Origin of the sequence: Pseudomonas sp. GL-B-26, from assembly GCF_019947405.1 — a bacterium.
Taxonomy (GTDB): domain Bacteria; phylum Pseudomonadota; class Gammaproteobacteria; order Pseudomonadales; family Pseudomonadaceae; genus Aquipseudomonas.
Window position 1 is genome coordinate 1 of sequence record NZ_JAGYGJ010000050.1, and the last position, 11848, is coordinate 11848.

Consider the following 11848-nt stretch of genomic DNA (forward strand, 5'->3'; position numbering starts at 1 on the left):
CACCGCCCCATCGAGAGGCCGAGTGGAGGTTCTGCGCAGTGGGCAACCCGGCATGGATGCCGGGTTAGCCGCCCCCGGCCATGGATGGCCGATGGCGGCGGGCCCACGGAGCAGGACCGGAGCGAGGGCATGCCGAGCCTAGGCGAGGCACCGAACGAAAGGGGCAGAAGCGCTTTGGTTACTTTCGCGCTTTTCGAAAGTGACCCGCCGTCAGGGCGGAACCCTAATCCGCCATCACCGCAGAAACGGATATGTACCCCAACCTTAAGTGAATAGCATTAGCCCTTGAGGCTGGTTTTTTAGGAGTACATTCACTCCGCCAACGTCACGTCCACCGACCAACTGAAGTACCCCAATGCCTCGCAGCTTTTATTGATCAGCATGAATCTCAGTTCGCACGCCTCAACTCCAGCCGCCAATTGTGTGCAGTGCCAATAATGATCATCGGCCGTGTGGTTGCCCGGTTGGGTCGGGTTTTCGGGATCGGGTGCGGGGACTGTCAGGTTTGCGTGGACGACCAGTTCAGGCGGTGAAAGTACACCGGCATCACCTACAGACATCTCGTAGAACACCACGCTGTGTTCGGCGAGCAAGCTGACGGTCCTGCCACGGATATGGAAGTCCTTACCGTTACTGGCGGCAAACGTCATAACACTGTCACTTATTGCACTTTGTGTTGTGTGGGTGCCGCTGATGGCAAAGATGAAGCCTTCCTCAATCTCAGTTGGGTTTTGCGGCTCAAGACTGGGTTGCGGATAACGTAAAAGCAGCGATTCGGCATCGACGATCAGCAGCACGTTATTGGCTGGCGCGATACTCGTCGAGGGGGAGGCGATCGGTTCGGAAGTCATCATGGATTCCTTTCATGATGTTGATTCAAGACGGCAGCCGCATCGGTTCAAGCAAGACATCCCGTCCCGGCCGAAGCGGCAACGAACTCGGTAGGCCCCTCGTCGCCAAGGGGCCTGGTCATCGTCAGTTACGGATGGTAATGAACGGATCCCACGAGCAGCAGCCTACGATCTTGCAGTCGCGATCAACGATCAGGAAATGGAAGTGGTAGGTCACGCTACCGCACGAAAGTGTTTCCGAAGACCAGTAGTGGTTATCGACTTTCTGGCAGCTCGGCACCGACGGGTTGCTGGTGTTGGGAACGGCAACGCACGCTGTAGCCTTGCGGGGCGTGGGTGTGGAGATTAATTCGTTGCCGACATTGCCAATGAACTTGTAGAAAATCACTGCGGTCTCGAAGCTCTGCGACAGACTGGTTTCACGCCAGCGAATCAAGTCGCCTACCTGGGCTTTCAAGTTGAGTTCGCCACCGGCCTGGCCGCTGACCACGTTGTTCTGATTGGTCACCATGTACACATGATTGACGTCGATTAACGTCGGCGCGGCAGGGTTTTTGCTGATGTTCGGGTAGTTTTTCAGAATGGTTTCAGTGTCGATTGAAACAAGTACATCCGTGACTCGAGACATAGTAAAGCTCCTTGTTCATAGTGAATGCCTGGCATCTTCCAGGCACAACAACGCTTGCTTGCCTTGCGGCCGTTGCGAACACACTACGGGCGGAACCCACCTGTCACGGGCATGAGCTGGCCTTGCTCCTTGCGTGCAAACTACGGGTTCGGGTTCCTTCCGACGGGCCGCGATTGGACTATAGATGTGAATTTCATGCTGTCAAAATTGATTGGCTTCTAGTTCGACGAACGGTCGATCTGGTTATGACTTCAGAAGATTTTTCGATAAAAATGCTCATTCAAATCCTCTTTGTACGTTTGGTTCCGTGGGTTAACTGACCTCTTTCGCCATAGGTCGGATAGGGCAGAGCGCACCGGTCGAGGTATCGTAGCGAACCGGTTTTTTGCCTCTTGCTACAACAACGCACCGACAGGAGAACGCAATGAGTTGGTCCGCCAAACAATACGTCGCTTTTGAAGATGAACGCACCCGTCCCGCCCGTGACCTGCTGGCCGCGATCCCAGCTGTGGACGCGCGCTCGGCAATCGACATCGGTTGCGGCCCGGGTAATTCGACCGAGTTGCTGGTTGAGCGCTTCGCCAATGCCACGGTGCGTGGCTTGGACAGTTCGACCGATATGATCGAGGCCGCCCGCAAGCGCTTGCCGCAGGTGCAATTCGATACGGCTGATATTGATACCTGGAATGAAAACGGCCCGTTTGATGTGATTTTCGCCAACGCGGTGTTGCAGTGGCTACCTGATCACGCGAAGTTGCTGCCTGCACTGGCGAGCAAGCTGGCCCCTGGTGGCAGCCTGGCGATCCAGATGCCGGACAATCTCAACGAACCTTCGCATCGCTTGATGCGCGAGGTTGCAGCCGATGGCCCATGGGTTGGCAAACTGGCGGGCGCCGCCGGGCAGCGGACGGAGATGGCAGATGCCAGTGGTTATTACTCGATGCTGCGAGCCCACTGTTCCCGTGTCGATGTGTGGCGCACGACTTACCATCATCCGCTTGCTGGCGGTGCGTCTGGTGTGGTCGAGTGGTTCAAGGGCAGCGGATTGCGGCCGTTTCTTGATCCGCTGGATGAGGCGGAGCGGGCGCAGTATCTCAAGCAGTATCAAGCGGCAATCGAGCTGGCCTATCCGCCGTTGGCCGATGGTTCAGTGCTGCTGCCGTTCCCACGGTTGTTTATCGTTGCGACGCGTTGATGCGTTAATGAAAAAGGGACAGATCCCGCTCTTTTCGTCTGTCCCTTTCGCGTACTGATGGCCGAGAGTCCCGTCGTAGCTAATCAAGCAGCTGATCTATCAAAACCGCGTTGCTATAGATCAAGCTTCCATCACTCGCTCGATGCCCGACCAAATGGAACTGACCGCGCTCGTTGTGTATATAGACGCGCATTTGGCAGTCGGACAAAGGTCCGTATCCCTCTGGCAAGATCAATTCCAGAGTGCTCATGTCGACATCGACCATGGCTTCACGCTCATGGGTCTTCTGCAGGCGTTCTTCAGCGTCCTCCAGACCCTTATGGAGGGGGCCATCGACGTAAAAATGAATTTCACCCATCGGGGTCGACTTTTGTTGTCCGTTGACTTTGCACCAGCCTTCGATCGTCAAGGCACTCATGACGAAATCTCCGTTGTGGACGGCTGGACGCTATCGCTCTTGGCCGTCACTTGTCTGACCGCTATGCATAGGCAAGGATCTTCGCGAGCGCTTTTAGCCGATCTTTGCCTTGCGTAAACAGACTTTAATTATAGCTGGCAACCGGGCCTCGCTTGCTCGACATGTCGTTCAGGCGAGAGGTGTTGCTTAATAGTTACAGTTATATATAGCGAATAGGTTTCAAGTGATCAAGTTGGCGCTGAAGTTGGAATATCCAGGCAACAAGACCTTTCAGGAAAAGCGCTTGTTCCGGCCATGAACTATACTTCCTGCGGACTTTGCCACGAAGATAGGTGGTGTTTGTCTAGCCTGTTTTGGCGTCAGATTAGTATTGATTTGACGATGTTGTTCTGTGGCGATGCTTAGGCATACCGATGAGTAACAGGAATAGGATGAAAGCAAAATGGCAATGGCAATTATTCTTGTCCTAATCGTTATTGCATCAGTGCTGTTTCATATACTAGCGCCTTGGCATGCGGCACCGCCAGCGTCCAACTGGGGGTCAATAGACACCACCCTGTTCATCACCCTGATTATCAGCGGAATATTTTTCATCGCCATCACGGTATTTATGGCGGTAGCCGTGATGCGTTATCGTCACAAGGAGGGCTCCAGGGCGCACTATCAGCCAGAAAATAAAAAACTGGAAACATGGTTGATTATCGTGACTTCGATAGGTATTGCCGCGATGTTGGCGCCAGGTCTGGTTGTTTACAGTGACTTCATCCGGGTGCCGAAAAATGCTTATGAACTTGAAGTGGTTGCCCAACAGTGGCAATGGGCATTTCGTTTTGCGGGTCAGGACGGAAAGTTGGGAAAGTCGGACATCAAGTTTGTTGATTCGGTCAATCCTCTCGGTCTTGATCCCAAGGATCCTCTCGGGCAGGACGATGTACTTATAAAAAGCAATGAAGTTCACCTTCCGCTCGATCAACCGGTGAAAGTTTTATTGCGCTCCAAAGATGTGCTGCACAATTTCTATATACCGCAGATTCGCAGCAAGATGGACATGGTGCCTGGGATGGTGTCGTATTTTTGGTTTACGCCGACTGTACTCGGGAAGTATGAAGTCCTGTGTGCTGAGTATTGTGGCGTAGGTCATTACAACATGCGCGGCCATATGATCGTGGAAGACCAGGCCGCCTTCGTTCAATGGCTGAACAGCCAACCGACTTTTGCGCAGACATTAACGACAGCTACCAAACCCAGTCAGGGCAGCGTGCTGGAAAAAGGTCGCCTGTTGGTCGAAAAATACGGCTGCAGTGCCTGCCATAGCCAGGATGGCAGTACCAGTCTCGGCCCGGGATGGAAGGGCCTGTACGGCCGCACTGAACAGTTTGCCGATGGCACCAGTGCGTTGGTCGATGAGGCCTACGTGAAAGAGTCGATCCTCGATCCGAAGGCCCGACTGGTACAGGGTTATCCGCCGGTCATGGTGGCCTATACTCTCACTGAAGATGAACTGGGTGCTGTCGTCGCCCTGATCAAATCACTGGGTGCCGCGCAGCAAGAACCTTCTGCCAGCGAAAAACTGGACAGAGGTGACGACTTGGCGACGCAGGGGCAGCGGTTGGCCGAGTCGCTCGGCTGTCTGGCCTGCCACAGTGTCGATGGCAGCAAGGGCGTCGGCCCCAGCTGGCAGGGCCTGTATGGCGAGACCGTAACCTTTGCCGACGGTTCGACGATAAAGGCCGATGAGGGTTATATAAAGGATTCGATTCTTAATCCCGGCGCCAAAATCGTCAAAGGCTATGCAGCCGTCATGCCGGCCTTTACCCCGAGTGATCAGGAGTTGAACGCACTGATCGCTTTTATCCAATCCAAAGCGAAAGCCGACACTGATGCGAGCAAGGCGGAGCCAGGGAAGTAGCCGTAAAGCAGCCAGGAATGCACCGAAACTTCGAACCGGAGGATGACGTGATGGCCTATGCGGAGCAAGCCGAAACAGAAGCACTGCACGAACCCAAAAGCTTCCTGACCAAATATGTCTGGAGTCAGGACCACAAGGTCATAGCCATTCAATATTCCTTGACGGCTATATTCGTGGGCGTTATCGCCGTGGTGTTGTCCGGCTTGATGCGCATACAGATAGGCTTTCCCGGCACTTTGGAGTTCATGGACGCCAGTGCTTACTATCAGGCGATGACCATGCACGGCATGATCATGGTCATTTACTTGCTGACGGCCTTGTTTCTGGGTGGCTTCGGCAATTATCTGATCCCGCTGATGGTGGGTGCCCGCGACATGGTCTTCCCCTACGTCAACATGCTGAGTTACTGGTTCTACCTGCTGGCGGTAGTGGTGTTGCTCTCCAGTTTCTTTGTCCCCGGCGGCCCCACCGGTTCGGGCTGGACGCTCTATCCGCCACAGTCCATTTCTCAGGGAACACCGGGGGTCGAGTGGGGCATCGTCCTGATGCTCGTCTCACTGGCGATTTTTATTGTTGCAGCCACCATGGGCGGGTTGAACTACGTCACCACCGTATTGCAGGCGCGCACGCACGGCATGACATTGTTTCGCATGCCGCTCTCCGTATGGGGAATCTTCATGGCCTCAATTATGGCCTTGCTGGCCTTCCCGGCGTTGTTCGTCAGTGCGGTCATGATGCTGTTTGACAAGCTGTTGGGCACTAGTTTCTTTATGCCGGCGATGATCTCGTTGGGGCAGCAGATCGATCACCAGGGTGGCAGCCCGATCTTATTCCAGCACCTGTTCTGGTTCTTCGGCCACCCGGAGGTCTACATCGTTGCTCTCCCGGCGTTTGGTCTGGTCTCCGATTTGATCAGCACGCATGCGCGTAAAAATATCTTCGGCTACCGAATGATGGTGTGGGCCATTATTGCAATTGGCGTACTCAGTTTTGTGGTCTGGGCGCACCATATGTATGTCAGCGGAATGAACCCGTACTTTGGCTTTTTCTTCGCCGTCACCACCTTGATCATCGCGGTGCCGACCGCACTGAAAGTCTACAACTGGGTGCTGACCCTGTGGCGCGGCGACATTCATCTGACCGTACCGATGCTGTTTGCCCTGGCCTTTATCGTCACCTTCCTGGTCGGCGGTCTGACCGGGTTGTTTCTCGGCAATGTGATCGTGGATATTCCGCTCTCGGACACCTATTTCGTTGTGGCTCATTTTCATATGGTGATGGGTGTCGCACCGGTACTGGTGGTGTTCGGCGGCATTTATCATTGGTTCCCGAAAGTCACCGGGCGCATGTTGAACGACACCCTGGGCAAGCTGCATTTCTGGATTACCTTCCTGGGCACCTACGCCATCTTCTTCCCCATGCACTACCTGGGTTTCCAGGGCATGCCACGCCGTTACTACGCCTATGAAAACTACGCGTTCATCCCGCAGTCGGCGCAAGAGTTGAATGCCTTCATTACGGTGGTCGCATTAGCCGTCGGCGTTTCCCAACTGCTGTTCCTGTTTAACCTGGCCTGGAGTGCGTTTAAAGGCAAACCCGCAGGCAGTAATCCCTGGGGCGCGGCCAGTCTGGAATGGCAAACGCCGAACACCCCGCCGATACACGGTAACTGGGGAGCGAAGCTGCCGGTCGTGCATCGCTGGGCCTATGACTACAGTGTGCCGGGGATAGAACAGGATTTCGTTGCGCAAACGGTCTCCGCCGAGGAGCTGGAGCAGATGCGGCAACTGAGTGCCGGAACCAGGATAGCGGATGTTAAAACATGAGCCGATTGCTATTGAGAAACGCCGACGGCGCTGACCCCGGCGGCAGCTGGAATCGCGATCCGCGGGGTACTGAGGCCGGCGAGGGCGCCGATCGATACCAAATCGCAAGAACAGGCCTGCGTTTGTTTCTGGTCGTGGTGAGTTCGTTATTCTTTCTCTTCTTGCTCGCCTTTATCGCCCGTTCACAAATGACCGACTGGCAGCCCCTGACAGAGCCCTTGGCGCCGTTGGCCAATCCGTGGCAGCTATGGGTGAATTCGGCATTTCTGGTCTTGAGTTGCATTGCATTGCAGTGGGCGCGCATGGCCGCTCGCAAGGCTCGGCTCGACGCAACGGTCATCGGCTTTGTGTGGGGAGGCATATTTGCAATGGCCTTTCTGATAGGGCAGTTCTGGGTCTGGCAGCAGTTTGTTGCCTGGGGCTACTTTGTCGCCGGCAACCCGGCCAACAGCTTCTTCTACCTGTTGACCGGTGTGCACGGGCTCCACCTGCTGGGTGGATTGATTGCCTGGGGCAGAACCGTTGCTAAATTCCTGCAGCGTGTGCCGTTGCCGCAACTCAGCGCCAGCGTCGAACTCTGTGCCATCTATTGGCATTACTTACTGGGTCTTTGGTTCGTGCTATTCGCTCTGCTGACCAGCACGCCACAAACCTATGAAGCCATCGCCAGATTCTGCGGCCTGAGGTGAAAAGCCATGGCATCGCACCCACTTGCCCCAGGCGAGTCCAGTTCATCCAATCCACCAGACTCACCGCCTGCACCGGGATGGCAGGGCATCGCCAGCGACTGGTCCTCGGATAAGGAGGCCTTCAAGCAGGTCCCTTGGGGCAAGGCGATGATGTGGATATTCCTGCTCAGCGATACTTTTATATTCACCTGTTTTTTAACCGGCTACATGTCGGTACGCATGACCATCACCACCGCCTGGCCGAACCCCAGTGAAGTGTTCGCATTGACGATCGGCGGTAGAGAAATTCCACTCATTTTGATCGCCATCATGACCTTTGTGCTGATCAGTAGCAGCGGCACCATGGCCATGGCCGTCAATTTCGCCTATCGCCGTGATCGTGCGAAAACCACTGCCCTGATGCTGGCGACTGCTGCCTTGGGTGTGACCTTCGTCGGCATGCAGGCATTCGAATGGAGCAAGCTCATCGCAGAAGGGGTGCGTCCCTGGGGGAACCCTATGGGGGCGGCGCAATTTGGTGCCAGCTTTTTCATGATTACCGGGTTCCACGGACTGCATGTGTCAATCGGCGCCATCTACCTCAGCATTGTGGCGATGAAAGTATTTCGGGGAGATTATGAGCGCTCCGGAAACTATCAGAACGTCGAGATAGCCGGGCTTTACTGGCACTTCGTGGATTTGGTGTGGGTGTTTATTTTTGCTTTCTTCTATTTATGGTAGAGGAGCACGGGTGATGGCACATGCTCAAGGTCAGCAACATCCAATCAGCTTGTACCTTAAAATCTGGGGGCTGTTATTCGTCCTCAGCACGATGTCGTACCTTGTCGACTACTTTCACTTCCATGGTTACCTTCGTTGGGCCCTGATTATTACTTTCATGTTGTTGAAGGCAGGTCTAATTGTCTCCATCTTCATGCACATGGCCTGGGAGCGGTTGGCCATGGTCTACGCCATACTCGTGCCACCGTTATGTTTGCTGGTACTCGTCGGACTGATGGCCACCGAGGCGGACTATGTTTTCCTCAGCCGGGTCATTTCCTTCGGCCAATAAGCAGCGTCTGGATGGCCTCAGTCTCCAGGAGTTAACCCGATATCACTCGCTTGAACTGATGCCATTTGTGCTGCCAGGCGACTGTCCAGTGGGGGGCTGCCGTTCCCGTACCGGCGATCTCCAGCATTGGATGATGTTCGATAACCCCGTCCAATACCGGCTCCTGATCCGGCTCGACATCGACGAAGAAAATATGTTTTCCCTCTGCTACCACCTGTTTAAAACTGCGGAAGTGAGTGTTAGGCACCTGGATACCAAAAAAACCGCCTTCCCAGATGCAGAAGCCACATACAACAATGGCAAGAAAGATAAAGGGCATCCAGCCTGCTGCGGATTCGGTCCAGCCCAGCCAATAGGCGCCGCCAAGAACCAGCGCCGCGAGTGGCACACCGATCACTGCACCAATTTCGCCAGAGTGGACAACATCCTGTTCCATTAACGAGTTAACTTCGTGAAGGTGATGTTGTTCAACATCGGCAACGTGTTCACTGAACACATGAATTTGTTCGGAATTGATGCCGCTGGCTTCCAGCTCATTTTCAACGGCTTCAAGATCGTCGAGATTGTTGCTGATGTAATAGTGTCGATTCATGCCACACCTCCCATCTCGTGCTTGCCGTAGACCTCCTTTGTCCTGCAGCTGCCAGTCGAGATTTGCAGTCGGTATCAGTACCCGTGGGGAACGCTGTACGCTTCATTCAAACCATAAAAAAGTATAGCACTGCATATCATTCAGGCATGGGGACGGGAAGCATGCCGCCTGATGCTCCCGGCAGGTTCCCCGGCACCCCAAATTCCGGGCACAAAAAAACCGGCCACAACGGACCGGTTTTTGTGTTCCTGCGTCTCCCGTCAAAACCATCCTGACGTGAGACCAAATTCGATTGGAGCGGGTGAAGGGAATCGAACCCTCGTTATCAGCTTGGGAAGCTGGAGTAATGCCATTATACGACACCCGCTCAGAGCGGCTGACTTTGTACCAGATGTGGGCGTGGAAATGAAGTTTTTCTTTGCGCGGGATGGCTTTAGCGCAACTGAAACGCAGAGACCGCATGACGGTCTATCGCGGGCAAGCCTCGTCCCTACAGGAATGCATTCAACACTGTAGGGCGAAGCCTGCTCGCGATGACGCTGTTTCAGATGGCCAATGCATGTTGGTCCTGGACGTAGTGATAACGCGGTCGACTTTCGTGTTGCGAAGGTTTCAAGAAGCCCAGCAATGCGTTACGGCTATCTCGGCAAGCAGCTTTGTGTTCCATGTCGAGAAAGTGGCCGGTGGCCTGCAGGGTGGTGAACGTAGCGTGTTGCACATGGTTGGCGAACAGTTGAGCGCCGTCGGCAGCGGTGTACTCGTCCCATTCGCCGTTCATGAACAGCACCGGCACGTTGACTTTCTCCGCGGCTTTGAAGAAGCACTGGCGATCACTCTGCAGCAGATCGCTGATGTGGAAGTGCATCTGCCCGTATTCATGCTCGGCCAGGGAACTGACGTGCCGATAATTGAAGCGCTTGAACAGTGTCGGCAGGTGTTTGCCGATGGTGCTGTTCACCAGGTTGCCGACCCGGTCACCGTCCCGGCTGCCGAGGTAATCGATGCCGCGCTCGAGGTAGTCGAGCATGTGCGCGTTGATCTCCGGGGAGAACGAACTGATCACGGCTTTTTCGATGCGTCGCGGCTGGTGGGCCAGGGCGACCAGGGTCGCGGCGCCACCCCAGGAAAACGACAGCACGTGTTCGGCGGCGAAGTGGTCGATCAGCTCCAGGAGGATCTGCCCTTCGATTTCCTTGGTCAGCAATTTCTCATGCAGGTTGTGGGCTTTCGACTTGCCCGCGTAGGGCTGGTCGTAGCAAACCACATTGAACTGCGGGTGAAGGTTTTTCACGGTTTGTGCAAACGACGCAGTCGTGGCCATCGAGCCGTTGACCAAAATAATGGTCTTCTCGGCGGCGTCTGCGCGATAGAACTCCGTGTAAACCCGATACTGACCCTGTATATCCAGCACAGCGATTTCTGGCCTCATGTCATAAGACTCCTGGCAAGCGGGTATGCGTGCAAATCAGATTGCACGAGCTTTGTGACAGGTAGGCATACGCCTGGAATTTGAGAGGCCCATGTCGATCCATTGCAGTCCGGTCGACGGGTATTGTTATTGGCGGGCAGTCTGCCGGGGGAAGGCGGAACCTGAGGGTTCTCTACCGGCAAAAAGTTTCTTAGAAGTATGTTGTGACTCATCGGTCACATTTCGGCCGACGTCCTGATTCAAGCAGGGGTCACGTCATCGCGCAAGTATCTTTGGCAAATTGTTCGACAACTTCTGCTGAGCGGTCGCCTGCTTAGATCAATTGAATCTCTTCGGTGCGTAGTGCGCGGTACTCGCCCGGTTTCAGGGCACTGTCAAGCACCAGCGGGCCCATGCTTTCGCGGTGCAGGCGCAGCACCTTGTTGTCGAAATGGCCGAACATCCGCTTCACCTGATGATAACGGCCCTCGACGATGCTCAGTCGTGCGGACGTTGGGCCGAGTACGGCCAGCTCGGCGGGTTGGGTGGTGAGGTCTTCGAAGGCAAAGTACAGGCCTTCGGTGAATTTCAATGCGTATTCCGGGCCAATCTCTTGCTCGGTCTCGACGTAGTAGACCTTGGGCAGTTTGGTTTGCGGCTGGGTCAGGCGTCGCGACCAGCTGCCATCATTGGTGATCAGCATCAGGCCGGTGGTGTTGAAGTCCAGGCGCCCGGCGATGTGCAGGTCCTCCTTGTCCGGCTCATGGATCAGGTCGAGCACGGTCGGGTGTTGCGGATCGCGGGTGGCACTGACGCAGCCAGACGGTTTGTGCAGCATGAAGTAGCGTGCAGGCTTGCCGACTTGCAGCAGCTCATCGCCGACTTCCACGCGGCTGAATTCCAGTACGTCGGCGTGAGGGTCGCTGACGATTTTTCCGTCGATCCTGACGCGCTTTTCCACCAACAACAGACGCACCTGCTTACGGTTGAAGCGCGGCAGGTTGCTGAGGAAACGGTCAATGCGCATGACGAGGGATCGGTAGGGAAGGGGCGCGTATCTTACGTGATCGGTTGTGCGGTTGCTTACAGCTGCGCCTCGACTTGCGCGCAGCGTGGGCACAAACAGGATTTGTCGCGCAGTTCGGGCGGCAGCGCTTCGAGTACCGCCGGGTCGATGCTGACGCCGTAGCACCAGCAGGCCCGATCGGCAGTTCGCGGGTCGGCCAGAGTGCAGTCGTTGGAGGCGCCGCAGGCTGGGCAGAAATCTGGCTTATTCATGTA

Annotated in this window: 13 protein-coding genes and 1 tRNA gene; 6 read left to right on the forward strand and 8 right to left on the reverse strand. The window is 55.2% G+C overall.

What is annotated here, in order from left to right:
• Window positions 1-311: 311 nt before the first annotated feature.
• The gene (locus KGB23_RS25000) at window positions 312-851 is read right to left on the reverse strand and encodes an AidA/PixA family protein (protein ID WP_223432979.1); all 540 of its coding nucleotides are present in this window, start codon (window positions 849-851) and stop codon (window positions 312-314) included.
• A 124-nt stretch (window positions 852-975) separates the two neighbouring features.
• Window positions 976-1479, reverse strand: a complete 504-nt coding sequence (locus KGB23_RS25005; RefSeq protein WP_150654945.1) for an inclusion body family protein — start codon at window positions 1477-1479, stop codon at window positions 976-978.
• A gap of 424 nt (window positions 1480-1903) precedes the next feature.
• Between KGB23_RS25005 and tam the strand changes: the two genes are divergently transcribed.
• The gene (tam, locus tag KGB23_RS25010) at window positions 1904-2674 is read left to right on the forward strand and encodes a trans-aconitate 2-methyltransferase (protein ID WP_223432980.1); all 771 of its coding nucleotides are present in this window, start codon (window positions 1904-1906) and stop codon (window positions 2672-2674) included.
• A gap of 79 nt (window positions 2675-2753) precedes the next feature.
• Here tam and KGB23_RS25015 read toward each other — a convergent pair whose 3' ends face one another.
• Window positions 2754-3092 (reverse strand): hypothetical protein, encoded by a 339-nt coding sequence (locus KGB23_RS25015; protein ID WP_095127961.1) that lies wholly within the window; start codon window positions 3090-3092, stop codon window positions 2754-2756.
• A 442-nt stretch (window positions 3093-3534) separates the two neighbouring features.
• Here KGB23_RS25015 and KGB23_RS25020 point away from each other — a divergent pair, with 442 nt between their 5' ends.
• Genes KGB23_RS25020 through KGB23_RS25040 form a run of 5 tightly spaced genes read left to right on the forward strand, consistent with a single transcriptional unit; the run spans window position 3535 to window position 8567 of the window.
• The gene (locus KGB23_RS25020) at window positions 3535-5001 is read left to right on the forward strand and encodes a cytochrome c oxidase subunit II (protein ID WP_223432981.1); all 1467 of its coding nucleotides are present in this window, start codon (window positions 3535-3537) and stop codon (window positions 4999-5001) included.
• Between the two features lie 50 nt (window positions 5002-5051).
• Window positions 5052-6827 carry a cytochrome c oxidase subunit I gene (ctaD, locus tag KGB23_RS25025; RefSeq protein WP_223433005.1) on the forward strand — a complete coding sequence of 592 codons (1776 nt, stop codon included), beginning with the start codon at window positions 5052-5054 and terminating at the stop codon, window positions 6825-6827.
• Entirely contained in the window at window positions 6824-7516 is a 693-nt protein-coding gene (locus KGB23_RS25030; protein ID WP_150654949.1) for a cytochrome c oxidase subunit 3, read from the forward strand. The genes ctaD and KGB23_RS25030 overlap by 4 nt, the downstream gene beginning before the upstream one ends.
• A gap of 6 nt (window positions 7517-7522) precedes the next feature.
• Window positions 7523-8236 carry a heme-copper oxidase subunit III family protein gene (locus tag KGB23_RS25035; protein ID WP_150654950.1) on the forward strand — a complete coding sequence of 238 codons (714 nt, stop codon included), beginning with the start codon at window positions 7523-7525 and terminating at the stop codon, window positions 8234-8236.
• Window positions 8237-8249: 13 nt separating this feature from the next.
• Entirely contained in the window at window positions 8250-8567 is a 318-nt protein-coding gene (locus KGB23_RS25040) for a cytochrome C oxidase subunit IV family protein (protein ID WP_033061398.1), read from the forward strand.
• A 31-nt stretch (window positions 8568-8598) separates the two neighbouring features.
• Here the strand turns inward: KGB23_RS25040 and KGB23_RS25045 are convergent, their stop codons facing one another.
• The 5 genes from KGB23_RS25045 to KGB23_RS25065 all read right to left on the reverse strand — a co-directional run bounded on the left by KGB23_RS25045 (window position 8599) and on the right by KGB23_RS25065 (window position 11845).
• Window positions 8599-9159: a magnesium transporter gene (locus KGB23_RS25045; protein ID WP_223432982.1), complete on the reverse strand. Its 561-nt coding sequence runs from the start codon at window positions 9157-9159 to the stop codon at window positions 8599-8601.
• A gap of 293 nt (window positions 9160-9452) precedes the next feature.
• Window positions 9453-9526, reverse strand: a tRNA-Gly gene (locus KGB23_RS25050).
• Between the two features lie 177 nt (window positions 9527-9703).
• Window positions 9704-10588: an alpha/beta fold hydrolase gene (locus KGB23_RS25055; protein WP_008153011.1), complete on the reverse strand. Its 885-nt coding sequence runs from the start codon at window positions 10586-10588 to the stop codon at window positions 9704-9706.
• A gap of 313 nt (window positions 10589-10901) precedes the next feature.
• Window positions 10902-11594 (reverse strand): pseudouridine synthase, encoded by a 693-nt coding sequence (locus tag KGB23_RS25060; RefSeq protein ID WP_223432983.1) that lies wholly within the window; start codon window positions 11592-11594, stop codon window positions 10902-10904.
• Between the two features lie 56 nt (window positions 11595-11650).
• On the reverse strand, window positions 11651-11845 hold the full coding sequence (locus tag KGB23_RS25065) for a cysteine-rich CWC family protein (protein ID WP_008153014.1): 195 nt from the start codon (window positions 11843-11845) through the stop codon (window positions 11651-11653).
• Window positions 11846-11848 lie beyond the last annotated feature (3 nt).